Consider the following 25,000-nt stretch of genomic DNA (forward strand, 5'->3'; position numbering starts at 1 on the left):
ACTTTTTAAATAACTTGCATATAATATTATTGGGGTATAGCCAAGCGGTAAGGCAACGGATTTTGATTCCGTCATGCCTAGGTTCGAATCCTAGTACCCCAGCCATTTGCGGAAGTAGTTCAGTGGTAGAACACCACCTTGCCAAGGTGGGGGTCGCGAGTTCGAACCTCGTCTTCCGCTCCAAATTTCTTTTAACGGCGGCTTAGCCAAGTGGTAAGGCACAGGTCTGCAACACCTTTATCACCGGTTCAAATCCGGTAGCCGCCTCCAGTATTTTTTTGATCGGACATCCGGTTTTTTTTTATCTTAACTAACAATCTGCGGAAGTAGTTCAGTGGTAGAACACCACCTTGCCAAGGTGGGGGTCGCGAGTTCGAACCTCGTCTTCCGCTCCAATCCTTGCCGGTGTGGCGGAATTGGCAGACGCGCACGACTCAAAATCGTGTTCCTTCTGGAGTGCCGGTTCGACCCCGGCCACCGGTATCATAATACTGCTACCATTGCAGTAAAATCAACGTTTCTTACTATATTGTAGGAAACGTTTTTTTATTTGCCTTAATATAATTTTGTAAAAGAAATCGTTTGCATAAAATTTTGCTTTTACCTGTCATTAAAAAGCGAAGAATTAATAGTAGCAGGATATACGAAGGAGCTATCTATTGAGGAATTATCATTCATTAATACAATAAAGGTTTTAAAATGTGCTATAAAACTCTAAGAGGATAGGACATTATCACCCTCCCTTAACACTACTATGAAAGAACATATAAAACGGAATGTTGTTATCCTCATAGAAGAAAGAAGGTATTATAAGCCTTTAAAAGGCACTTAAGAGCCATTCGGGCATTCTTTTATTAGGAGAGGAGAGAAAGATCATACTTTTCCTAAATGAAACAAGCATCTGTTTGATGAATTATAAGGAAGAGGGTTTTATTGAATAAGTTAATACGCCATACAATGAATATGAAAAGGTATAAAGGTTGAGTCATACCTATCCAGTTAAAAATGAAAATCAGCTCCAAAAGTATACTATAATTCATGGCGACTATAACTCTGGTGGATTGTTTAGAAGCTATGGAAGCTTGGATTAATTATGAAAAGGGAGTGTTGGTATCAACCCAACAGTGTCTAAGCAATCATTATAGGCTGGCACATCTTCTTTTTATCATATTATCAAAAATATAATGAAGACAAAGCCATAGAACGGCTTTGTCTTCACTCCGGAGCATTATCCAATAAGGATAATGCTCTTTTTCTTTAAATTAATAACCTTCATTTCACGGCAGTTTTTCTCTTTCGACAGTCTTTTGACTTGGTCAAAAGAGAGGTAATATAAATTTTTAATATAAACTATAGCTATTTTATTTATTCATCTTACACTTACAATTAATGGTTAGAGTTATTGTTATTCAATATTTTCTTTAAGTAGAGATCTAAATTCTTTTAGTCTTTTCTAGGGAGCAAGATAGTAGAGTGCGGGATTGTAATAGTGAGATGTTTGAAGGAAAAAATGATTCACCGAATAACAGCAATTCGGTTATAGATTAAGATACACTAATATTTTTATCCCGATATTCAAAAATTTATATATGAAAATTTTATTATTTATTATAAAATATTTTTACCACATTTGTATGATAGGTAGACTAATAGACTAAATATGGGAAGTAGTAAATGGTGGTATATAGATTAATTGGTAATTATGACCTAAAATCTATTGTGGAATTGACGATGAAGAAAGGAAGATATTCCAATCTAGAAATATATAGAAAAGATGCATCACTAATTACTACTTATTTGCACGATGGTCACCATCAATAATTAGAGAAAGAATGAGAGACTATGAAGAAAAAGAATAACAACAACAACTTTAATAAGATAATGGCATCTACGATTACAGCATCTATTGTAGCAAGTGCTTTAGTGACAGCTGTACCAAATGCTAACGCAGCTGCCGCTAAATTTAAAGATGTGCAGTCAGATGCATACTTTTACGAAGCAGTAAATAATTTACATGCGCGAAATATTATTAGCGGCTATGCTGATGGTACATTTCGTCCGTACGAAATTTTAACTCGGGCCCAAGCAGCAAAAATCATTGCACTTGCATTAGATTTAGATACAACGAATATTAAAGACCCAGGATTTAAAGATGTATCCAAGGAGAATGGTGCATATAAATATATTGCTGCATTGGCGAATAAAGGCATTGTTACAGGATCTAAAGGTGAATACAAACCGAATAATCCTATGACTCGTGCACAGATGGCTAAAGTTATATCCTTATCCTATAACCTTCAAAATGAAAATTCTCAACAGCTACCATTCGCAGATGTGAATCAAGACGATTGGTTTAAAAATTATGTTGAAGCATTGTTTGAAAATCAAATTACATCCGGAACGACTTCAACAACATTTTCACCTAATAAAAATGTGACTCGCGGACAAATGGTAGCATTCGTTTACCGCAGTGAAAACAAAATAAAGCCTGTTCAAGTAAATGAAACGATATCTAATATTACGAAGGAAACAATCGTTACATCTGAAGGAACATATATACTTTCAGACGAACAGAAGAAATGGATTAATCCTAGTAATCTGGAGGCTTTAAAAGGGGCTAGCTTAAAACTATCTTCAAAAGAAAATAAGATTGAAAAAATACAATCCATTGAATTAACAGCAAAGGGTACACCAAGTACAGATATATTAAACCCATATGCAAATCATCTTGTATTTGACGGAAAAGGAGCAATAATTGATTCGGATGTCATTGTGAACGGCGACTATATCACAATGAAAAATATCACAATTATGGGTGATTTACATGTTGACAAAGGCGTTGAGAATTCTTTCTTTTCTGAATTCATAAAAGTAGAAGGGAAAACGACGGTTGATGACTCTCTACAAGTAGCAAGCCAGACTAAATCATATAAAACTTTTGCAAAGGTAGCATCTACGAATAACTTCCCGTTAGCAGCCTTAAATACACTTACAGCGAAGGGAAGAGTTGTGTTCAGTGAATTCCAATTGGGAGATATGAATATCGATAAAAATGCAGATGTTATTTTCCTATCGAAAACATTGGGCATGTCTACAGTAGGAGAAATCGTTGTTAATAGCAATGTAACATTAACTGCAGAAAGTTCAGTGGTGCTTCCTAAATTAGTCATTGCTCAAGGAGCTGGCGACGTTGCCATTAACTCTAATGTAACATCCTTAAAAGTGACAACTACTAACAACGTTAAATTAGCAGGTAAAAGTGACATTGAAAACCTATCCCTAATGACAAAGGCAAATGTAAATCTACAAACAATTGGGCGAGTAAGTAACCTTGAAATAGTTAATAAAGAAACAAACGTGACAGTAGGAACAGAAACGAAAATTGGTAATCTTGTTATTCCAACAGGATCGAAACCAGTTGATATAATAGGAAACTATAATGCTGTAAAAGAAAATGTTGAACAAGTTGGAGGAACAAAGAACCCGGATTTATCTGACAATCCGTCTAGTAACTCAGGTAGTGGATCAATTGTCACGACACCACCAGCACCATCAGCAGCACCAACAGGACTGCAAGGTGTATCTCCAAGTGTGAGAGGCAATGATGGTAAAATTACAGGTTTAGATGCAAGTAAGACATACCAATATAAATTAACTACTGACACAAGCTGGACGAATATACCTTTATTATCAACAGAGATTACTGGCTTAGGCGCTGGAAACTACGAAGTACGTTTTGCAGCAAAGGGGAACGTACCAGCAAGTCTATCATCGACTGTATCTGTAAGTCTTGAATCATTAGGCATTTTAACTGTTAATGCTGTAGATGATGCTTCAAGTAACGATAAAACAAGCATTAATGTAACTGAAGTCCCCGATTTAGGCTCTGAATTTGCTTATAAGGTTTTTGATAATGATATTGCAGCGAATGCTGGAATACCAACAATAAACGCTGATGTGTCCTCTTGGGAGCCACTTCCGCGGGATGGAAAGATTTTAGCGGCTGATGGTAAGCAAATTGTTGTAGTAGAGAGAAATCAAGTAGGCCAAGCGAAAAAGACTGGACAAGTAGCTGCTGTGACACTGATCAACAACCGATTGTTAGAAACGGTTATGATAGACGGTAAAGATGGTGTAAGTTCTCAAGATGGAAAAGTTGAAACAATTCGCCTGAAGTTTTCAGCGAATATTGATCCAATGTCAGTATATAATAACTCATTTACAGTGAATGGATTTAATGTTGAGTCTATAAAAGTAACAGATAAAAACGGAAGAACGCCTGTACTTAGTGATGGTATAACTCCTAATCCTTTATATACGCAAGGTGAAAATCAATATATCACGATTAGAGTTACACCAAAGGAAGGTACTTTGTTCACACCAACAGTTAATCAAAATCCGGACTTATCTATAGTAGATGTTAATAGAGTGAATATAACTGGAATTAATGTTACAGCAATTGATCAGGCTGCACCAGTTATTATTAGTTCAGCCTTCGTTGACAATGGTTCTAGCGGTGTAGATGCAGGGGACCAATTAACGATTACATTCTCAGAAGATGTAAACCTTATTTCTAATAATCTAGCTGATTTAGCGAATGATTTTGCATTAAGTAATCAAGCTAATGCTAATTTTGCTTTTGCTAGCGATGATAGCTTCGAACTTACGGGAAATACAGTTACAGTAACATTAGGTTCAACGACAGTATCAAAAATGGAACCAAATACGACAATTACGATGAGTGGAAATGGTAATGATATTTCCTTAAGAGATGCCGCCTTGAATAAAGCGAAGCCTCAAAAAGTGTTTGTGAGTGAAACAGAGTATTCTACTCCAAAGACAATAGAGATAAATAACATACCATTACCTATCGTAAATGTAGTTGCTGCACCTAATGCAGCTAAAGCACAAGGAACCAATCCAGGAACAATCAAACTGACAGGATTGACTGATGGTGTTAAGTATGAATATTTAATAGATAATGACGCTGCAACATCTGTTAGCGTTGATTGGACACGGGCAACATCAGTAGCACTATTAGGTAAAACAGAAATTGATAACATTCCGGTGAATGCGGGTCAATATGTGCACATTCGTGTAGCTTCAGCAGAGGCACAACCAGCAAGTGACGTACAAAATTTAGCGCAAGTTGAGTTGAGTGATATAAAACCTGCTGCTGCTCCTAATCCAGGTGCAATGTCAATGGCGGGATCTACTGGTGCAGGGTATACAAAATTAACAAATTTAATACCAGAGGAGACTTATGAATATTATATTGATAGCAATCCAACTGCAGCAGATGACGCAACTGGTTGGCAAGAGGAAACGGCTAATCCAAATGGTGCTATTGAAAATATCCCAGCTAATACTTCGCAATATATTCATATTCGTGTAAAAGCCACCCTAGAAAAACCTGCATCTTATATAAAGGATATTCAGGGGCAAGGCCAAGTTTCAAATCCGTAATTTAGCTTCATGTTAATCGAAATGGGTCACTAAAAAAGTGATCCATTTCACCTTGTCATCAAATTAAATTTATTAGTTAAACTATTTTTATATAGAAGGTAAAAATCATGCAAATTCAAAAATTAAATCAAACACAAGTTGCTGAAGTATTGTTACATTTTGAGAACGTTAAAGGCGATTTTTTATTGAAGGACATAAACAACGAATCATTTGTAATAGGTGTTTCGATTGATAAAAATAATGAGATACTTGGGATAATATTTGCGGAATATAAAGAGTTAGACAGGATGGGGGTCGTCTATTCGGTCAATGTCAGGGAAAAGTTTCAAAATAAAAACATTGAAGAAAAACTATTGAAGTTTGCCGAAAAAGAACTAAAGGCAAAAGGTGCAAAAGTTTTATATACAAATATTTTTCCGGAAACTAGTCCGAATGTAAAATTTACATTAAGAAAGCAATCGTGGACTCCGCCAGCTTTGGATAAGACTCATTTTATTATTAATGTTAATGATATGAAGCAGGAAAAATGGATTGAAACAAACACTTTTTCGGAAGATTTCTCAGTGAAAGAGCTGAATCAAATTCGTGATACAGAGCTGGAATCCTTACGCAATGCTGATTGGTATCCTGCACATTTATCACCTTTAGAGGACTTTCAATTTGGCGAAGCTAGTACGCAAACGAGCTTTTGGCTTTACTTTAAAGAGGAAATCGTCGGTTGGATATTAAGTACAAACGTTAATAATGAACATTTATTTATTACATCTCTCTTCATTAAAGAAGATAGAAGGAATCATTATCTTTTAAGACCGTTACTAGGTGAGGTTATAAAAAATCAAATTAAGCTTAATATTCCTTATGCTTGTTTTGATGTGAGAAATGAAGACAAAAAAGTATTGAAATTTTTCAAGAGTTTTTTTAGACACTATATTCATAATACCATTGAAATTCACAGTTCATATAAAATATTGAGAAGGTAGTACAGAATCGTTAACAAGCATAAGCACGCTGAAAACCGTAGAGGTTAAGAGCCATTTATATTTTGGATTACGCTATGAAACAGTGGCTTTTACGATTTCTTTAGAAATGGCTCCTCCTGCTTGATGTAAAATGTGTTGATTCTAACGATTCACCTTCCCATAAAGGTAATAGGAATTTTTCATCTTTATTATAAAAGTAAGTACAAATTACCTCATGCCTTCTAATAATAGTAGTGTTCTATGATAATGATATTAACATTACTTGTTAGAAGGTTTTTTATATCGGAGGCAGAGAACGACTTAGATAAATCATTTGGTGAAATTACAAGCGAAGAGAAGGAATGTATGAAGTGCGGGTGCGTCTGTCTAATTTGAAAAGAATCGAGCATATTAGCAAGTAAGCATAGAAGGTTTCCCAACGCTGCTCCTCAACAGAAAAAATTCCTGAAATCTTGGCTGTACCGCCCATCAGATAACGGATATAGCCATAACGTATAATCAAATCATTTCAATTCGCGGGATTTTAATTAGAAAGAAGGAGAGCTTACTTCTTACTTAATAATAATCTGCTTATATATAAGACGTGTTTTAAATCAGTAATAACAATAAAGAATAGCCTACCATGCCTAGAAAGAAGGATATGAAGCTGCTTTTTCTTTCTTCGGGTAATTCCTCTTTTAAAACATTCAGGATGATACCGCCTGCCAAGAAAGCAGTAAGTAAGGAAACATACACTTCCTCTAATTGTGTATAGACTCCTACTACCCACCCAAGTAAAATAGCGACTGTTAACAGCCACCTTCCGTAGCGGTCATAAATTTCCTTATGGTCTTTTCGCAGACTATGGTCATTCGTAACGAAATGTACGGCCAAGGCCAAAAAATAAAAGAACATCCCCCAATTACTTTTATATTCCTCCCTGATCAGCAGATAGCCAATCAAGGCATTATAGAGAAAAAAAGAGGCAATATGAATCCAAAAAACACCTAGATTTGTTTCTTCGTCTTGCTGCTTTTTAGAGTTCTTCACCATTCTCTCCAGCCCATAAAAAGCAGTAAGACCCAATAAAGCAATTATATAAGCATGATTCTCTAAAGTTTCAAATATGCCTGATTTTACTGCTTCTGAAAGGATTTCCTGGTGCTTGTTTAAATCCGGTAAGAGATGAATAAAAACATAGGAGACAGCGATTCCCCCAGCAATTGAAAGGAAACGGCTTCTCGGAGTATCCTTTATAAATTTCATTGATTTCGAAAAGAAATGAATCAGCATAAAACCGATTGCAAAAATGAGGCTAAGCCACGTTTCCAAAATTCTCCCTCCCATGTCCAGCTTATTTATATGTACATTTCACCCAAAAAAAGAAGATGAAACAAAGGGATAAAGAAATTTAATTATTCTCATGTAAGCCTATGTAACGCCCTTATTCATTCGGTCGGCATATTTATACCCGAGCAGTGAAGGGATTTTATTTTTAAAAAGCATGTATTCATTCGGAATCACCATACTACTACTAATGAATGGAAGACAGGTGACAACGATGAAAAGAAAAATACTCATTGCTTTTGCTTTAGTTGTGATTGTGTGTGGGGTGCTTGCTTTTGCCATTTCCATGTCCCCGACAAAAAAGCTGAATGGAGCAACGGTAACCGAGACTCAAAAGCCGGTTATTCTAGTCACGGTTGATTCCTTAATGACTGAACCATTAAAAAAGGCTATAAAGGAAGGAAAAGCACCTGCTTTCTCCTTTTTGATAAAGAATGGGCAGTTCTATCCTGAATTTATAAGCTCTTATCCGACAATGTCTGTGACAATCGATAGCACGTTATTAACAGGGGCATATACAAATCGTCATAAAGTTCCGGGCTTGATTTGGTTTAAGGAAGATGAGAATCGGATGGTCAGTTATGGAAGCGGAATAAGGGAAATGTGGGCTAACGGGATAAAGAATGTAGCAGCTGATAGTGTGATTCGCCTGAACGAACAGCATTTAAGTAAGGATGTGCAGACGATCCATGAAGAACTAGCAAAAGTCAAATTGCAATCTGCCTCTATTAATGGTCTCTTATACCGTGGAAGTGTCCGGCAAGAATTGCATGTACCGAAGCTGCTCTCCTTCACCAGGCTGCTTCCAAAGAAAATAGAAGTGAACGGACCGATGCTTTTATCGCTTGGTGCATTATCTCAATATAATCCACAAAACGACTGGAATAAGTTTAGCTGGAAGCGTATGGGTGTCAATAATGACTTCACAGTAAACGAGTTGAAATATGTAATGGAAAAGCAGAAGCTCCCGTCTTTTACTCTTGTTTATTTTCCTGATGCCGATGCTTCTATCCATAGAAATGGCCCTGAAGATACGAAAGGTATAGAAAAGGCCGATCAAGCACTCCAAGAGCTATTCAATCAATTTGCTTCCTGGGAGGAGGCTGTGCAGAAGGTAACCTGGATTGTCCTTGGTGACAGTGGGCAATCATTGGTCAAGGAAAAAAAGGAGACAGCTTTAATTGATCTAAATGAGTTGTTAAAAGACTACACCTTCTGGGAGAACGGAAAAGAGAATGCGCAGCTGGCTGTAGCTGTTAATGAAAGAATGGCCTACATCTACCTGCATGATGAACAAATACCGTTTTCTGAGGTAGTAGACATTTTAAAAAAGGATGAGCGGATTGGTTTTGTTGCATGGAATGATCAACAAATAAACTATGTTACGGGTCCAATAGGGAAAGAAGAATTTACATTTTCACCAAATGGGCCGTTTACCGATGAGTACGGTCAATCATGGCAGCTGGATGGTGATTTGTCTATTTTGGATGTAAAGAAGGACCAGCAGGGAATCATACGTTACCATACGTATCCTGATGCGCTTGCAAGGCTGCATGGAGCGCTTCATTCACAAGAAGGAAAGGTAATCATTGTAGATGCAAAGCCTTCTTACGAGTTTATCGAAAAGCATAGTCACGATCATGCTGGCGGCGGAGCACATGGATCTCTCCATCGTGTTGATTCTCTTGTACCGCTCATTATTACGGGGGAAACAGCTAAGCCGCCATCGAACCGGCTTGTAGATGTGAAGGGATGGGTTTTAGACTTGGTAGGTGGCTCGTAAATGTGGGGCTGCCTTTTTTGGCTAGATATGCATGTTTGGATAGAGAGTAATTACTTTTAGAACATCTTTTAACAGTTATGTAATCGGGTTGATTAGCGGGTTAGGAAATGTTTTTCACTCCTATTGAATGAAAGGGAATCCTTGTTTGAAGGGATTCCCTTTATTTGTGCATAAAGTGAGGGGATAACGGGGAAGGGCTTTTAACAGGGAAGGCAATGGGCCGGGAATGTAATAAGTAATATTTAACAATGAGAAAATTTTCCCTTGTCGAACGAAGGTGACTAGATGAAAAGCATTAATTTGCTTTTACTATATCGTTTGCTGCGCCATTCTCTGCTAAATTATTAATAGGTAAATTTTAGATGGTGAGAGGGAAGTATCCGGAAAGTGCGCGATTTACAATGGACCCTTATAATTATTTCTTTGTTGGGTGGTTGCATGACGAAGGATAGGGAAGCGAAGCAACGAAAAAAGAGGTACAAACAATGACTTTGTATAGAAAGGTCAAAGAAAATGCTACTCCTTCCACACGGAGGAGAACGGATAAGCAGGAACTTTTCGAGGTGTAAAAGACCTGTGCTTCAACAATATAAAATATCATCGAAAATTTTAGGACTGATCAACAAAGAAGGAGGCATCATCTTGGCTAAACGTTATTTACCATTTCTTTTTGCAGCGACTTTATTAATAGGAGGGTGTGGGACAATGAAAACAAATGACAATTCAGATACTAACTCAAATAATCATTCAGGAGAGGAGGAGATTCAAACGGCGGCATTGCAGGATGATTTTACAAAAGAATTCATTACTTCAAAGGAAGAGACAGAAAAGGGCTACTATACATTTAAATCGAACGTTGGCGGTTATACGATGCTTTACCCAGTGAATGCAGTGATGGATCAGACATATTATCAATATCGTGGTCAGGAATATGAAGCTATTTATTTTGGCGAAGGACGAGAAGAAGAGAACTACGGTTATTCTGTAGTAGGGAATTTCGAAGATCGAAAAGTTACACAGTCCATTGATAGCAATCTAGATTTGCTGATAGGTTCGACGGATTTATTAACTCCTCAAGATTTTGAAAAATACACAGTAGAAGATAATGATGTCTACTTTGCAGAATATAGACAGGATATAAATAATGACAAAAACGGATTTTACCTGCATTTTCTCGGCTATATAAAATCCCAGACTACCGATAAAGCAATAAGTCTAGAGTATAGTTCTACATGCATAAGCAAAACGGAAGAATGCAATCTCGATCTAACCGAAGAAAGAGAGCGGGCAAAAAAAATCTTCCATTCTGTTCGTTTTAATCCTTAATACAGGAGAGGTGATTTTATGGAAGAAGTATTATTTTCAGATGAATTGCGGGGACGAATTGTAGACCTGGAGTATGGCAAACTGACAGAAGAAGAAATAAAGCGCATATATTTTGAGGAAACCGGAAAGGAATTGACGGCTGATATTGAGCTGTATCATGCAAGTGATTACGGCCAAAAATTAGACATAGGAAAAAACGGGTTTGATGGAACGATTATTCACTTTTTCGATGAAGATAAAGGTGTCAATCAAGTCTATTCGATTGCGCGCGGGAGCGAAATGAAAGAGGAAGAAAACTGGCGCCCAGAGGACTGGATGTACAATACATTCGGTATTTTTGTAGGTCAGAATAATGGACAATACCGTGATGCCCAAAGGTTTGAGCAGGAGATTACCCAAATTATCAATAAACAAACTGAAAAAAGTGATATTGATTTAATGAAAATCGGGCTTGGCCACTCGCTGGGTGGTAATACGAAGCAAATGCAGCAGTTAATTAATCAAGAATTTGATAGAGTATATACCATTAATGCCGCACAGCCGACCGTTTACCAATTAGCTTATACTGATCGTGAGTTTCGTAAGGAATTAGAGAAGAACTTCGGTTTAAATCCATGGAATTTTAGCGATATCTATACAGTTGATCCAGAAGCCCTTGTACAATTTACTGAACAATACTATAAGGACGCGGGGAATGATATTTACCGTCTTGTAGCAGAGGAAGATATGATGTTGGCCGTAAGTCAAAATATCCGCGGATTCATAACGGTTGGGCATGGCGAGCCAATTGACACGATGGCGGACTTTGCGGGAATCGGGGATATTTTAGGTGAAATTCCTGATAAGGACATCCAGGCGATCCAGACGTATATGGCCAAATATGCTTCCAATTACAATAATGAAGGGTTTGACGGAGCCGTTGCGGCTATGACGGGTATTGATCTCAAGCTGATTGATAAAGTAATGGAGAATGATGGCTTTTGGGATCATGTTAAAGATGCACCGCAAATAATCAGTGAAGGGATTCCTATGCTTCAAAATATGAGTAAGAAAATCCCTGAGTTGCTGACGCATTTATCAGTTATTCATAAAAATTTAGATCCGATTTTAAGCGCTATGGTAAAGCACGGTTATGTCAATCAGGACCAAAAGGCGGCTATTCTAGATGCAGTAGATGGAATAGAGAAGGATTTACAGGACATTGTAGAGGCGATAAATAAAGCACTTGAACCTAATTTGACAACAATTGGTGATGTTATCGATATTATTAATGCCTATAAAACAATCAAAGAGAAATGGAACAGCATTACGAGTCACCTAGATACAATCCAAATGAGCTTGAGTGATCTAATGAAAGCTTTAGCTAACAGTGTTGAGGGGCATTCAATTTATAACCTTCTAGAAGCTCTAGCGGCAGACAAAGGGAAGGCGTACAAAGGGAAAGACCTGTTTATGACTGTGACAAGCAAGGGGCAAAAGGTTAAGATCAATCTCTCTTCCGCCGTGCGTATTTATACAGCAGGAATGGCTATCTATGATGAAAAAGAGGAAGTCCTAGGGCGCCTGAAAACTGACTATGAAACAAGCTATCTGCAGGACTTTGAAAACAGAAAGGCAAAGTTGCTAGAAAAGATTACCGATATGGAAGTTAACTACTCCAAGTATCAGTACTTGCTTGGAAGTTTTACGTATGATGCCTATCAGAAATATGTTTTGACAGGAATTAATGTACATGAAGATATCCCGCCGCTTGCCGAGAATTTCAAAGCTGCCTTTGAACATATGTTTCATTATTACGAGCAGGAAATACAGCAGGGACGAGAGGCGATGGCAAAGATTAAAAAGACAATTGAGGATTATTTCAAATTTGACGAAGAACTTGCTGGGAAGATAGAAGCGGGGTGATGAAGCGTGCCACAGCAAACAATGTTTCACCAGTTTTTTATAAATGAGGATTTAACATATAAAGCAAACTCCTTTATTACAAAAATCCAGGAGCTTCGCCAATTGGGCGGTGAACTCCAAAGCACTATTCAACAGGAAACATCAGAACAAATGGGAGATATCATTGAAGCGATCAATGAGACCATTCAAACAAAGGAGAAAGTGAACGGGGCATATCATGATGCATATGAAATTGTCATGAAAAATATGGCGAGTCATTATTCCAATCATATTATGGAAATGAATAGCCAAAAGTTGACGCTGTATTACGACATAATAGAAAATAAAAAATAAATGTGAGCCATCTCTTCGATTCTTATAAAAGAAGGAAAATGAACGAATGGATGCGTTGTGGAGCCGCTTTTTCTTATTTAAATAGGAAAGGCGGTATTTTTTTGTTATAAAGGATTTCCTTCTTTCAGACTCCCTAAGATTCTTTTGCTCTTAAATAGGCAGTGTTGGCAGTAACAGTGAAAGCAAAAGAGAAATGCCGGGTAGGCACAGTTGAAAGCTGTCTTTTGATTTTGGCATTATGGTACAATCGGTACTATATGAAAAATTTTTCACATTTATAAAATTAAGGGATAACTCTCGTTCCTAATTGTTTAGAGGATCATTATATTAAGGAGCCATTATTCTTTAGTGATGATATCTTTCATTGCGGGCATGTTTTTTTAGAAGAGAGAAACAGGCCTTGGCCACCATCAAACAGGAAGACTAACATTTAATAGAGTTAGTCTGACAAAAAGAATGAGGGGAGCAAGCGGGCCGGAATTCGTCAGCTGCCAAAAATAGTGATAAGTAAAGTCCCAATTTTACAATTGTCAGGTGTGAAATGATGGGAATTTACGGTAAGGATTATATGATGATAAATAGAGAAGGGGATGTTGATATGAAATGGATTGAAGCGGCAAGCTACGGGGAGATGAGTAAAATAGCTGCCGACCTTTTCATCGACCATATTCAAAAGGATAGCAAAAGTGTAATTGGATTGGCAACAGGGGGAACACCGGAAGGCTTTTATAAAGAGCTTGTAAAAAGCTATGAGGCGGGGGAGATTTCATTTTCGGAAACGACAACCTTTAATTTAGATGAGTATGTTGGAATAACGGAAGAAAGTGAAGCAAGTTATCATCACTATATGAAGAAGCATTTGTTTCACTATATTGATATAAAGCCAGAGAATATCCATTTGCCAAACGGGAGTGCCCCGGATCTGGAAAAGGCAGCAAAGGAATACGAATCGAAGATCAAGGAAGCAGGCGGTATTGATGTGCAGCTGCTCGGTATCGGAATAAACGGCCATATCGGCTTTAACGAACCTGGCTCCTCATTTGAACAGGAAACGCATATTGTAGAATTGACTGCCTCTACACGGGAGGCGAATAAGATATATTTTGAACGGTTGGAGGATGTGCCGACCCATGCCATTACGATCGGCATACAAACAATTATGCAGGCTAAAAAAATCGTTCTGCTAATTTCCGGTGCCTCTAAACAAGAAGCATATGACCGTCTTCGTACAGGGCAGGTGACAGAACAGTTTCCAGCAAGTGTGTTGCATCTGCATGGAGACGTTACGGTTATTTATACAGGGGTATCATAAACGGAGCGGGGGAACAGCCCCCTGCTTCGTTTATTTTTTGTTGGAGAGGACAACACCCGTGATAACTGCTAAACCGCCAACCAACTGGGCAGCAATCACTTCCTCCCCTAAGAAGAGAATGGCAAAGATAGCCGCAAAAAGAGGGATAAAGTTGAGATAGATGCCTGCTCTATTTGGACCTATTGCGACTACACCGCTGTTCCAGCTTAAAAAAGCCACAATCGAGGCGGCAATTCCTACATAAAAAACAGCGCCCAGTGTACCGATGGACCAGTTGATAGCAGTGGGAGTTGTCATCAGCTCATACACAGTAAATGGAAGGAGCATTATGATGCCTAGCCCAATCGTAACAAGGAATGTGGAATAGCCCGGCAGACGACCTGCATACTGTTTGACGAGTAATGAATAGATGCTCCAGCAAAAGACAGCAACAAGAACAATCAAATCTCCTTTATTAAAAGAAAAGGCAAAGAGGCTTTTGATTGAGCCGCCCGAAATGATGAATAGTACCCCTATCAATGACACGATGGTTCCTGCCAGCTGAAATTTGGAGAGGCGTTCCTTTAAAAAGAGAAACGATAGTATGTATATAATAATCGGCGTTGAAGAATTCATCAGCGATGCATTAATGGACGTCGTGTAGTGAAGCCCGATGTACACAAGTGTGTTAAAGCAGGTAACCCCTGTTATGGCCATGGCGATAACAGCCGGCCAGTTGGCCTTAATCATTGGCCATTCCTGCTTCGTTCTCCGGTAAACGATCGGGAAGAAAACAGCAAAAGCTACACACCATCGCAGAAAGGAAAGGGTAAGTGGCGGGATATCTCCGGAAACAGCGCGGCCGATGACAAAGTTGCCGCCCCATAATATAGTAGCTAGAACGAGTGGTAACTGCGGTGGGAAATTCATGGAAAAGCTCCTTTCTTTACGTTAGTATCCCTCGGCGTGACCTTTACTTTTTCTGCAAGAGAGCACCTGACGAAGGAAAATAAACGATTTTAAAAACTTACATATATTATAGGAATGGAATGGTTCAGATTGCAATGAGCTTCCTATGGTAAAATAACATGGATGACAAAAAGGGGGAATGAAGGATGAAAATACGCCCGCAAAGATTAAAACAAGGTGATACAGTAGGGCTGGTAGCGCTCAGCAGTCCGCTGAAAATGGAGCAGTTGGAGGCGAAGACAGCATTTATCGAGTCGCTCGGACTTCATTATAAGCTGGGACAAACAATCGGGTTGCCGGATGGAATGCTTGCTGGAACAGATGAGGAACGCTTGGAAGATCTTCATGCCATGATAAAGGACCCAGAGATAAAAGGCATTTTCTGTGTAAGAGGCGGCTATGGTCTGGCGAGAATTGTCGATCAAATCGATTATCAGCTGCTAGAAGAAAACCCGAAAGTTATTTGGGGCTTTTCAGACGTTACCTCCCTGCATTTAGCTGTTAATGAGTTTTCCAACCTTGTCACATTCCATGGGCCGATGCTGTCCAACGGAGAAGAAGCAATGGATGCATTGTCGGCTAAAATGTTCCAGCAGCTCTTTTCACCGTTGGAAATTCAGTATAGTGAGATGATCAGCCCGCTGGAGACAATCTCTGGAGGAGTTGTACGCGGTGAGCTGACAGGCGGAAATTTAAACCGGATTGTGAGAACACTCGGGACGAAATTCGAGTTTAATGCCCAGGGGAAAATCATTGTACTGGAAGATATTAAGGAAGAGCTGGAGCATATTGATGGGATGATGAACCAATTGCGGCAGGCTCGTAAGCTTGAGCAGGCGGCAGGTTTCGTGATTGGCAGCTTTACAGAGCTTGGTAAAGAAGAGACGTATGAAGAGGTGCTCGGTATTATGCGTGAATATTTAGCGCCATTAAATAAACCTGTACTGGCTGGCTTTCAGATTGGCCACTGCAAGCCGAATGTGGCCATTCCTTTAGGGGTAGAGGCCATTCTGGATGCAGATGAAAAAGTACTGCGCATACTGCCGGGAGTAGAATAAAAAGAGAGGGGTGTGGCTGTTTAAGGCCACACCCTTCTTGCTACGGATGTCAAAATAAACGAAATTACGAAAGGTCACTTTAGCAATAGTTGGTCATTTGTTAAAGGTAACCGGAGTAACAGGTTATTGGTCATCGGTTTGCATATGGCAACTAAGTTGAGGTATGCAAAAATGCATGAGGACATCCGCAGCAACCCGGGTTGGACTCTCACCGCGCCGGGTTAGAAATATTTCGAGTCGTCAAAGTCGACCTGGACTTGATAGTTTTTGGCATTAATAGCGTTCGATAGACGATGAGCAGACTTTTCGAGCTCATTTGCCTTTACCCGATATTCGTTCGGGTCATACAGGGCAACGCGGTAAAAAATTGTATCTCCTGAGCCGTGAAAGAAGGATTCTTTCTCGGACAACCCGAGCTCCTTATAGAGGGTAGATTGGGCACGCAGTTGGATTGCCAGCTCGATCGCCTCTACTAATGTATAAGTCTCGTTTTCGAATTCAATAGAATTCTGGATATTTGCCTCATAGATTAGTCGGTCAAGGATACGTGCATCACGGCGTATGTCCTCCAGCTCTGTATCGATTTGGTTTAATGTCCGGTCTGGAATTTTAGGCTCCTCACCTTTCTCTACAATTGCATGGGAGACGCTATGAATTTCAGAAATTAACTCCTGTTTCTTTTTGTTTAAGATCGATTTTAATTTTACTGCTTCTGCTAATGAAATCATTCAATCGCTCCTTATAGGGAAGTCGTTGGTTCGGCGGCAGAAAGAACAGCCAATTCGAAATCGCCGCCATTTACTTGTGTAAACATTTTACCGGAAGAAGTGAGCAGCTGTCTCGCTTCAGCTTCCTCAATAGATGGACGAAGGTAGAAAATATGCAGCGCATCTGTTGTATTTTCCGATACAGCCGTACGAATAGAATCTACATAGGGACTTCCGAATGGACCAATCGCATCTTTAGAATGAGGTATGTTTTTCAAGGAGATGGATCGTCCATTCAGCCCATCATAGCTTGTATTCTCAGTTCCTAACGCAATTGTAATATCTCCTTCTAGGTGAACCGTATCATAAATTCCAATTGGGACTTCATATTGAAGGGAGAAAAAATTATTAATATCTACGGCAGAATGGAACGGTACGAGGTATTGCTGTTTGGCAATACGACGCAGCAGGCTTTCTGCTGAGTGGCGGTAACGGTTCGGGTCAGCACCGAAGGCCTTCCAAAGAGACCGCCACTCCTGAATGCCCGGGCGTTCAGTAACAGGTGTATCCTGGAGTTCAAAGAATAAATTTTCCTGATAAAGCTGTATACGCCCTTTAATCATTTGAGGAGAGTCAGAGACGGTAATTTTGGTATAATGAATGAGGCCGATTTTCATAGCGGGCACTTTTTCAAGAAGAGATGTATCGAGCGAAATGTTCATAGTATCACCTCGGAATTTTTAATTTATTGTACCATAAGGAAGGTGAGGAAATGCGTATAGCAGATTTGCAGGCACAGTTAATTGAATATGCAAAGTCGATTGGCGTTGATAAGATTGGCTTTGCAACCGCCTCGCCGTTTCATGAGTTGAAAAATAGATTGCGCCGTCAGCAGGAGCTGGGCTTTCAGTCCGGCTTTGAAGAATCGGATATCGAGCTTCGGACGGAGCCGCTCCGTTTATTGGATGGCGCAGAGAGTATTATAGCAATTGCTATTGCATATCCTTCGAAAATGAAGGATGCCCCTGCCGGAAAAAAAGGAGAGCGCCGCGGCATTTTCTGCCGGGCGTCATGGGGCATTGATTACCATGTAGCTGTCAGGGAAAGACTGCAGCTGATAGAGGCATGGCTGGCCGAGCGTGTCCCGGATGTTCGTATAAAATCAATGGTTGATACAGGGGAACTTGTGGACCGTGCCGTGGCAGAGCGTGCCGGTATCGGCTGGAACGGGAAAAATTGTTCTATTATTACGCCGGAATTTGGTTCTTATGTATATTTGGGTGAGTTGATCACGAATATTCCATTTGAGCCTGATACGCCGATAGAAGACGAGTGCGGCGATTGTACACTCTGTCTCGATGTTTGTCCGACAGGGGCTATTGTAGCACCCGGGCAGTTGAACTCGCAGCGCTGTATTGCCTACCTGACACAGACGAAGGGTTTCTTACCCGATGAGTTCCGCGGGAAAATTGGGAATCGTTTATATGGGTGCGATACATGCCAGACAGTATGCCCTAAAAATAAGGGGAAGGCAAATTGGATTCATGAGGAATTTACTCCAGATCCGGAAGTTGCTAAACCGCTATTGTCTCCGCTTCTTTCCATTTCGAATAAGGAATTTAAAGCGAAATTCGGACATGTTTCCGGCTCCTGGCGGGGGAAGAAGCCGATCCAGCGTAATGCGATATTGGCATTGGCCCATTTTAAGGAGCAGTCAGCGATACCTGAGCTGATTGACGTGATGAAAAAGGACGAACGCCCTGTCATCCGGGGAACTGCCGCATGGGCACTTGGTAAAATAGGTGGGCACGAGGCCCAGCTTGCGCTTCAAGGGGCAAAGGAACGTGAAACGGACGCCGAGGTGCTCACGGAAATAGAAAAAGGATTAGCATTATTATAAGAAAGAGGTCTTTAGTTTGCCGTTACATGTAGTTTTATATCAACCAGAAATCCCCGCCAATACAGGGAATATTGCCCGCACATGTGCAGGGACAAATACAAGTCTGCATCTGATCCATCCACTTGGATTCTCAACGGATGACAAGATGCTAAAAAGAGCGGGATTGGATTATTGGGAGCATGTAAATGTGGTTTATCACGATTCATTGGAAGATTTCCTCGCCTATTCTCAAGGGGGCGATTTGTATCTGATTGAAACATATAGTGAAGAGCCATTTACAACGCATGACTTCAGCGACACAGAGCGCGACATTTATTTTATGTTTGGGAAAGAAACGACCGGGCTGCCAAAGGATTTTGCGTATGAACGTCAGGATATGTGTCTGCGTATTCCGCAAAGTGATCATATCCGTTCTTTAAATTTATCCAATACCGCGGCTATAGTTATTTATGAGGCACTTCGACAGCAGGGCTATCCAGGGCTCAAATAGAATCCGTAAAAACAGCAGGGGAAGAAAATTCCCCTGCTGTTTTTCTATGAAGAAAAGAAGGGGGTTTTGCAGAAAACTGACTTTCAAAAGATAGATCAAACTCTAAAAAAATGGTGTGAAAATGAGGGGGAAGAATAGGGCTATGAAGGGTTAATGACATCTGATGGCTGTTTGTCATGAGAAAACTGATTAGAGCCGGCTGTAGCATCATAAGCAATAAGAATGACTCCGAGTTTCTCTTCCAATGCATTAATTTCATCGAGCCTTTCACTAGTAAGCTGCGCGAATGGTGTGTCTTCCAACAGTATCACTTCCTTTCTTAAATAGTATGGATTATAGAACTGGTGCTATACTTGTGGACTTTTGATCGGTTGGTAAGAGACGAGAGGGACATATCTCCTCAGTTCGATAGGAAATGTTGTTTACTGAAGAGGCAGTTGAGGAATTTACTAACTATCGAATCATTTAGTAAACAATTAGCTAAAACCTATGTAGGAGGCTCATTATGCTGACGTATTATTTTTATAATCAAAACACCGATGCCAAAGGGAATCATCAAGTGCATGCGCCAGATTGCACTTACTCGCCTGAAGTAGAGGATACGATTGCTCTCGGCATGCATGCCAATTCTAAAGAGGCCATCCAATATGCTGAAGCTTTTACGGGAAAAACAAACTTTGACAGCTGTGCATGCTGCTGGACAAAATTAGAAAAGAGCCAGGCTTAAAGAAGCGGTCATTCTAAGACAGGGGAATGACCGCTTTTCCTATTGTGCATATCCTTTTACTATTCCTATGATTTGATCCGTCCGCAAGGGACCGTAATCCTTGCTGTCCGCGCCGCGCCACCATTGATCAACAAGTACAAATACTTCATTCTCTCCGACTGTTACCGGCGGCATCTCAGTGGAGAAATAAGCACGTGCTGCCTCCTCGTCTGCAATATTACCTGGATTTATCTTTTCAAAATAGACGGTTTCATTAAGCCCATGCATCGTCGCTTCCGCATAGAAGGCCAAAAGCTTTTTATCATCTATCCAAACGTGCCCATCAATAATTTCCACTGTTTCACCAGGAAGACCAACAATCCGCCCTATATTTTGAACAGTAGTATTTGGAACGGCTTCATTGACCGAAGAGGGCATTTGATAGTATATAACCTCGCCACGTTTAAAAGCTGCAATTTCAGAATCAACCACAAGCGGTGAGTGGTATGATGTAACATAATCATGATTACCTCTATCCATCGCATCGGACAGCCAGTCAATCGTAAACATTTCTCCAGACACTGCTAGTATTTGAGGGCTTTCCGGAGTATTTACGTCTGAAATCGTTTCAATTGTTTCTTCTTCCAGTGAGCTATCGGAAATAAACAGATATAAGCTGCTGACTGTAATTAAGGTGAAGAGGATAAAAGCTGCTTGAGGCATGAAGCGAAATCTTATCTTTTTACGCTTTACTCTCTCCAGTACAGCCTGTTTATCTTTTTGAGTAAAAGTAATATGTGACAGTGTCTGTTGGCTTTGCTCTTCCTTCAGTGCTTTAAGCTTTTCATCCACTGAAATCACCTTCCTTTACTAGCTGCTTTAATAATTCCCTTCCTCTTTTCAGCCTTGTTTTAATGGTATTTTCATTAAGTTTGAGCATATAGGCTATTTCTGCGATTGACACGTCCTCATAATAAAAGAGTAACAAAGCCTCACGGTACTTAACGGGCAATTCAAGGACATGCATTAGCAACTGGTGCTGCTGCTCCTGTTTAATGAGCATCTGCTCTGTAGAATGGGGAGCTTTTGTATAAGGGGGGATGAGATTGTTCAAAATAATACGTTTCAGCCAACCACTTCTTAGCCTATCCTTGGAGCGGTTAATTGTTACTTTATATAGCCATGCTTTTAATGAAGCGATCTGCTGGACCTCTTCGCAGCGTTCATAACATAGAAAAAATACATCCTGCACTATTTCCTGTGCCTTTCCGATATCTTTGACATACGTATAAGAGAGCTTTGTTAATGCATCCCCATACATTTCCATTACATACGTTAGCCATTCGATTTTTGCGGTGTTGTCTTCTGTAGAAGAAAGGTGAGAAGCATCCATTTCATCCCCCCTCAGAATCGTTTTATCTTAAACGAATGAAAACGGGGAAAAGTTTCAAAATTGTTTAATTTTAATAAATGGGGGCTCGAGAAATAAGAAAAAGGCTATCTCAGTGATAGCCTTCATCTTAGTTACCTTCTATTGTAAAGAAAATTCGAATACCATTTGGGTCGACAGTGGAGAAAAGAGGGTTGCTGCTGTATAGTAGTTCCTCGGTCTGTTGCTCTACCAAATAGCCTGCTGATTGCAGCTTATTTTTAACGGAATCAGCATATGTTTCGTCCTTTAGTACAACGGTATAACTTTTCAAGCCGGCCGCATCATCCGGTAAAGCAGGTCTGCCGTTGCTTTGCCAAGTGTTTAGCCCAATATGATGATGGTAATTGCCAGTAGACACAAACAGCGCCTGTCCACCGTACCGGCAGACAACTTCATAGTCCAGTACTTGTGTATAAAATTCCTCTGTTTTTTCTAGATCACTTACAGATAAATGGATATGCCCCATCACCGTGTCTGTCGGCAGCCCGTCCCATTTGCCGTCTGCCTCTGCTAAAATCGATTGGAAGTTCAGTTGCTCTGTTGTCATATGAACAAGGCCGTCACGATTCCATGTCCATTGCTGTTCAGGGCGGTCAATGTAAATTTCAATCCCGTTCCCGTCAGGATCATTGAGGTAGAGGGCCTCGCTTACATCATGATCTGCTGCGCCTAGACGGATATTGTGCTGGATAAAATGCTGTACGATGTTTCCAAGATCTGTCCGTGTCGGTAGTAATAGGGCAAAATGATATAGTCCTGTGAATCCTTGCGGGGAAATCGCGTCTTTTACCTCGATTAAAGAAATCAGGCTGGATACCCCGTCAACCGTTAAATAAGCAATCTCTTCCGTTTGTTTTAATACGCGGAAGCCTATAATAGTAGTGTAATACTCAACAGAGCGCTTCAAGTCGGATACTTTTAACTGCACATGAGTAGTATATAGATTCGGTTTTTTATGAAAATGTGTAGCCATAGGGAACAATTCCTCACTTTTGATTATTATTTTATAGTTACTTACTTTATGTAACTTATTGTAGAGGCTGAAATGAATGGCGTCAAGAAAAAAGACGACCGTTTGGAACGGTCGTCTCTCAGTAGCTTTAGTTACGTATTAGTTTTCTTTAGAAAATGGTTTACCTTCGTAACCAGCTGTGAAGATTGCAGTTAAGAATGCAGCACATACACCAAGAATTAAAATTAATTTCATGGAAGTACCCTCCTTACACGTAGTAAAAAATCTCTTTTATCAGTATATCCTATCTAACAAGGCTTTACCAATATATTTTGTGACATAAATGGTTCAAATGATGAAACAAGGGAATAGTGTAAAAAGGAGGGATAAGCATGGAAAAGGACAAGGATCAAATAGTAAATGGAAATATGGCAAACACAATGGAAGAGTTAAAAAACTTAGGGAAACAGATGGAACACTTGCGTGACGAACAACAATTGGAGCAAGACGGAAGAGAAGCGGACCCTGTACAATTTGATGAGAAAAATCAGTGAAATTTCTAAAGAACTCATAGCTTTTACGGGAATGACGGAGAGAAGGGGGAGCTATTTGCTAGAAGGGTTGAGAGATAAAACAAGCAATTAAAACAAGGAGATATCCGGTTAAGGGAAATCTCCTTGTTTTATTATTTATAATGGCAGTTTATAGTCATTCAACTCTTCGCGAAGCTTTGCTTTCAGGAATTTTCCGACAGATGTTTTGGGAATTTCATTCAGGAATACGACATCATCTGGAATCCACCAATTGGCGAATTGACCGCGAAGGGATTCTAATAACTCTTCTTTCGTAGCCGCTGCTCCTTCATGCAGCACTACACATGCCAGTGGGCGTTCCTGCCATTTTTCATGCGGGATGGCCACAACCGCAGCTTCAAATACAGCGGGATGGGACATTAATGCATTTTCTAAATCGAGAGAGGAAATCCATTCACCGCCCGATTTAATCAAATCTTTTGTCCGGTCAGTGATCTTGATATAGCCTTCCTTCGTCAGTACAGCAATATCGCCTGTATACAGCCAGCCATCATGGAATGCTTCTGCTGAGCGTTCATCCTTATAATATTCGGAAGCAATCCAAGGACCGCGGATACGAAGCTCGCCCATTGTCTTGCCGTCCCATGGAACAGGGCCGTCTTCATTGACGACTTCTGTTTCGATAAGAGAAGATGTCAGCCCCTGTGTCGTACGGAGATCCATTAATTCTTCAGCAGAATAATCCTCCATCGTAGAAAGTGGATATGACATGCTGACAAGCGGTGATGTTTCAGTCATCCCGTATGCATTTATATAAGGGATACCATGTTTTTCATTATAGGCTTTAATCAGTCCCTGCGGAGAGGCGGAGCCGCCAGAGATGACTAGCCGAAGGGATGATAGGTCACGCGGGTTTTTTTCCTGTTCGTTTAACACACCGAGCCAGATGGTAGGAACCCCGGCCGTTACTGTTACCTTCTCCTTTTCGAATAGATCGAGCAATAATGCCGGCGTAAACATCGGGCCAGGCAGTACCTGTGTTAAACCATAGTTAACTGCCGCAAATGGGAAGCCCCAGGCATTTACATGAAACATAGGAACAACAGGCAGTGCAACATCGCTTTCCTTAACACCGAATGACTCGGCGAGCCCAAGAGCAAGGCTATGAAGAACAATGCCTCGATGGTTATATACGACCCCTTTTGGCATGCCTGTTGTCGCGGATGTATAACACATCCCCGCTGGCATCTGTTCATCCAAATCCTCAGGGAACTCAAAGTTTTCATTTGCTTCTGCTAATAATGCTTCATAGGAGTGTACATTTTTAAAGCTGGATTCAGGTACTATCATGTCATCGCGCATAACAACTACATGTTTAACTGTTTTCAGATGGGCTAGTGCAGGCTCTACCAATGGGAAAAGATCACCATCAATTAACAAAATCTCATCTTCGGCATGGTTGATAATATAAATAATATGCTCAGGTGCCAAGCGGATATTGATTGTATGGAGAACGGCTCCTGAACATGGAATGGCAAAATAGGCTTCTAGATGACGATGGTGGTTCCAGGCGAATGTTCCCACCTTGGTTCCTCTTGTCATGCCGAGCTTCGTTAAAGCATCAGCCAGACGGCGGGTACGTTTAGCGTATTCGGCATAGGTAATACGGTGCGTCATCGTGTCGCTTGTACGTGAAACGATCACCTTGTCAGGAAAGAACCGTTCAGCACGCTTTAAAAACCCTGTCAATACTAACTGTGTGTCCATCATATTCCTTCATCCCCCTTGTAGGAAAAATGTGTAACTTAGTTAAATATTCTACTTTATGCTTATAAATCCTCTA

Annotated in this window: 21 protein-coding genes and 5 tRNA genes; 17 read left to right on the top strand and 9 right to left on the bottom strand. The window is 40.1% G+C overall.

Features of this window, described 5'->3' with window-relative positions; translation table 11 throughout:
- The first annotated feature begins 30 nt into the window (after window positions 1-30).
- The 7 genes from BOD01S_RS07290 to BOD01S_RS07320 all read left to right on the top strand — a co-directional run bounded on the left by BOD01S_RS07290 (window position 31) and on the right by BOD01S_RS07320 (window position 6,446).
- Window positions 31-105: transfer RNA gene (locus tag BOD01S_RS07290), tRNA-Gln, on the top strand.
- A gap of 3 nt (window positions 106-108) precedes the next feature.
- Window positions 109-183 (top strand) — tRNA-Gly (locus BOD01S_RS07295).
- Window positions 184-196: 13 nt separating this feature from the next.
- Window positions 197-270: transfer RNA gene (locus tag BOD01S_RS07300), tRNA-Cys, on the top strand.
- A 50-nt stretch (window positions 271-320) separates the two neighbouring features.
- Window positions 321-395, top strand: a tRNA-Gly gene (locus BOD01S_RS07305).
- Window positions 396-401: 6 nt separating this feature from the next.
- Window positions 402-483: transfer RNA gene (locus BOD01S_RS07310), tRNA-Leu, on the top strand.
- A gap of 1,398 nt (window positions 484-1,881) precedes the next feature.
- Complete coding sequence (locus BOD01S_RS07315; protein ID WP_169745632.1) at window positions 1,882-5,466, top strand: S-layer homology domain-containing protein; 3,585 nt, start codon at window positions 1,882-1,884, stop codon at window positions 5,464-5,466.
- A 107-nt stretch (window positions 5,467-5,573) separates the two neighbouring features.
- Window positions 5,574-6,446 (top strand): GNAT family N-acetyltransferase, encoded by an 873-nt coding sequence (locus tag BOD01S_RS07320; protein WP_036157639.1) that lies wholly within the window; start codon window positions 5,574-5,576, stop codon window positions 6,444-6,446.
- 588 nt (window positions 6,447-7,034) lie between these two features.
- Here BOD01S_RS07320 and BOD01S_RS07325 read toward each other — a convergent pair.
- The gene (locus BOD01S_RS07325) at window positions 7,035-7,757 is read right to left on the bottom strand and encodes a hypothetical protein (protein WP_233153080.1); all 723 of its coding nucleotides are present in this window, start codon (window positions 7,755-7,757) and stop codon (window positions 7,035-7,037) included.
- A 172-nt stretch (window positions 7,758-7,929) separates the two neighbouring features.
- Here BOD01S_RS07325 and BOD01S_RS07330 point away from each other — a divergent pair, with 172 nt between their 5' ends.
- From BOD01S_RS07330 to nagB, 5 genes are all read left to right on the top strand, one after another.
- Entirely contained in the window at window positions 7,930-9,555 is a 1,626-nt protein-coding gene (locus BOD01S_RS07330; RefSeq protein WP_244887291.1) for an alkaline phosphatase family protein, read from the top strand.
- Between the two features lie 642 nt (window positions 9,556-10,197).
- Complete coding sequence (locus tag BOD01S_RS07335) at window positions 10,198-10,881, top strand: hypothetical protein (RefSeq protein ID WP_052124955.1); 684 nt, start codon at window positions 10,198-10,200, stop codon at window positions 10,879-10,881.
- 18 nt (window positions 10,882-10,899) lie between these two features.
- Window positions 10,900-12,786 (top strand): DUF6792 domain-containing protein, encoded by a 1,887-nt coding sequence (locus tag BOD01S_RS07340; protein WP_036157630.1) that lies wholly within the window; start codon window positions 10,900-10,902, stop codon window positions 12,784-12,786.
- A 6-nt stretch (window positions 12,787-12,792) separates the two neighbouring features.
- The gene (locus BOD01S_RS07345; protein WP_036157626.1) at window positions 12,793-13,119 is read left to right on the top strand and encodes a hypothetical protein; all 327 of its coding nucleotides are present in this window, start codon (window positions 12,793-12,795) and stop codon (window positions 13,117-13,119) included.
- A 598-nt stretch (window positions 13,120-13,717) separates the two neighbouring features.
- The gene (gene nagB, locus BOD01S_RS07350; protein WP_036157730.1) at window positions 13,718-14,431 is read left to right on the top strand and encodes a glucosamine-6-phosphate deaminase; all 714 of its coding nucleotides are present in this window, start codon (window positions 13,718-13,720) and stop codon (window positions 14,429-14,431) included.
- 30 nt (window positions 14,432-14,461) lie between these two features.
- Here nagB and BOD01S_RS07355 read toward each other — a convergent pair whose 3' ends face one another.
- Entirely contained in the window at window positions 14,462-15,340 is an 879-nt protein-coding gene (locus tag BOD01S_RS07355; protein ID WP_036157623.1) for a DMT family transporter, read from the bottom strand.
- 185 nt (window positions 15,341-15,525) lie between these two features.
- Between BOD01S_RS07355 and BOD01S_RS07360 the strand changes: the two genes are divergently transcribed.
- Window positions 15,526-16,437, top strand: coding sequence for a S66 peptidase family protein (locus BOD01S_RS07360; RefSeq protein WP_036157617.1), 912 nt, complete (start codon window positions 15,526-15,528; stop codon window positions 16,435-16,437).
- 221 nt (window positions 16,438-16,658) lie between these two features.
- On the opposite strand, the gene BOD01S_RS07365 is transcribed toward BOD01S_RS07360, so the two are convergent.
- Together BOD01S_RS07365 and BOD01S_RS07370 are read right to left on the bottom strand one after the other, a co-directional pair.
- Complete coding sequence (locus BOD01S_RS07365) at window positions 16,659-17,165, bottom strand: hypothetical protein (protein WP_036157615.1); 507 nt, start codon at window positions 17,163-17,165, stop codon at window positions 16,659-16,661.
- 11 nt (window positions 17,166-17,176) lie between these two features.
- Complete coding sequence (locus tag BOD01S_RS07370; protein ID WP_036157613.1) at window positions 17,177-17,866, bottom strand: B3/B4 domain-containing protein; 690 nt, start codon at window positions 17,864-17,866, stop codon at window positions 17,177-17,179.
- Window positions 17,867-17,916: 50 nt separating this feature from the next.
- Here BOD01S_RS07370 and queG point away from each other — a divergent pair, with 50 nt between their 5' ends.
- Window positions 17,917-19,044, top strand: coding sequence for a tRNA epoxyqueuosine(34) reductase QueG (gene queG, locus BOD01S_RS07375; RefSeq protein ID WP_036157611.1), 1,128 nt, complete (start codon window positions 17,917-17,919; stop codon window positions 19,042-19,044).
- A gap of 16 nt (window positions 19,045-19,060) precedes the next feature.
- Window positions 19,061-19,534 (top strand): tRNA (uridine(34)/cytosine(34)/5-carboxymethylaminomethyluridine(34)-2'-O)-methyltransferase TrmL, encoded by a 474-nt coding sequence (gene trmL / locus BOD01S_RS07380; protein ID WP_036157608.1) that lies wholly within the window; start codon window positions 19,061-19,063, stop codon window positions 19,532-19,534.
- Window positions 19,535-19,674: 140 nt separating this feature from the next.
- On the opposite strand, the gene BOD01S_RS23240 is transcribed toward trmL, so the two are convergent.
- On the bottom strand, window positions 19,675-19,836 hold the full coding sequence (locus tag BOD01S_RS23240; RefSeq protein ID WP_169745631.1) for a hypothetical protein: 162 nt from the start codon (window positions 19,834-19,836) through the stop codon (window positions 19,675-19,677).
- A gap of 203 nt (window positions 19,837-20,039) precedes the next feature.
- Between BOD01S_RS23240 and BOD01S_RS07385 the strand changes: the two genes are divergently transcribed.
- The gene (locus tag BOD01S_RS07385) at window positions 20,040-20,261 is read left to right on the top strand and encodes a hypothetical protein (RefSeq protein WP_036157606.1); all 222 of its coding nucleotides are present in this window, start codon (window positions 20,040-20,042) and stop codon (window positions 20,259-20,261) included.
- A 39-nt stretch (window positions 20,262-20,300) separates the two neighbouring features.
- On the opposite strand, the gene lepB is transcribed toward BOD01S_RS07385, so the two are convergent.
- The 3 genes from lepB to BOD01S_RS07400 form a co-directional block, all read right to left on the bottom strand.
- Window positions 20,301-21,092, bottom strand: a complete 792-nt coding sequence (gene lepB / locus BOD01S_RS07390) for a signal peptidase I (RefSeq protein ID WP_036157603.1) — start codon at window positions 21,090-21,092, stop codon at window positions 20,301-20,303.
- Window positions 21,085-21,633 (bottom strand): sigma-70 family RNA polymerase sigma factor, encoded by a 549-nt coding sequence (locus tag BOD01S_RS07395; RefSeq protein ID WP_052124954.1) that lies wholly within the window; start codon window positions 21,631-21,633, stop codon window positions 21,085-21,087. The genes lepB and BOD01S_RS07395 overlap by 8 nt, the downstream gene beginning before the upstream one ends.
- Before the next feature lie 127 nt (window positions 21,634-21,760).
- On the bottom strand, window positions 21,761-22,645 hold the full coding sequence (locus BOD01S_RS07400) for a VOC family protein (RefSeq protein ID WP_036157601.1): 885 nt from the start codon (window positions 22,643-22,645) through the stop codon (window positions 21,761-21,763).
- Between the two features lie 371 nt (window positions 22,646-23,016).
- Here BOD01S_RS07400 and BOD01S_RS07405 point away from each other — a divergent pair, with 371 nt between their 5' ends.
- Window positions 23,017-23,178, top strand: a complete 162-nt coding sequence (locus BOD01S_RS07405) for a hypothetical protein (RefSeq protein WP_036157598.1) — start codon at window positions 23,017-23,019, stop codon at window positions 23,176-23,178.
- A gap of 135 nt (window positions 23,179-23,313) precedes the next feature.
- Here the strand turns inward: BOD01S_RS07405 and BOD01S_RS07410 are convergent, their stop codons facing one another.
- A complete protein-coding gene (locus BOD01S_RS07410) occupies window positions 23,314-24,927 on the bottom strand; it encodes a long-chain fatty acid--CoA ligase (RefSeq protein WP_036157595.1) in 1,614 nt (537 codons plus the stop codon).
- Between the last annotated feature and the right edge of the window lie 73 nt (window positions 24,928-25,000).

It is taken from the genome of Lysinibacillus odysseyi 34hs-1 = NBRC 100172 (genome assembly GCF_001591965.1).
GTDB lineage: Bacteria > Bacillota > Bacilli > Bacillales_A > Planococcaceae > Lysinibacillus_B > Lysinibacillus_B odysseyi.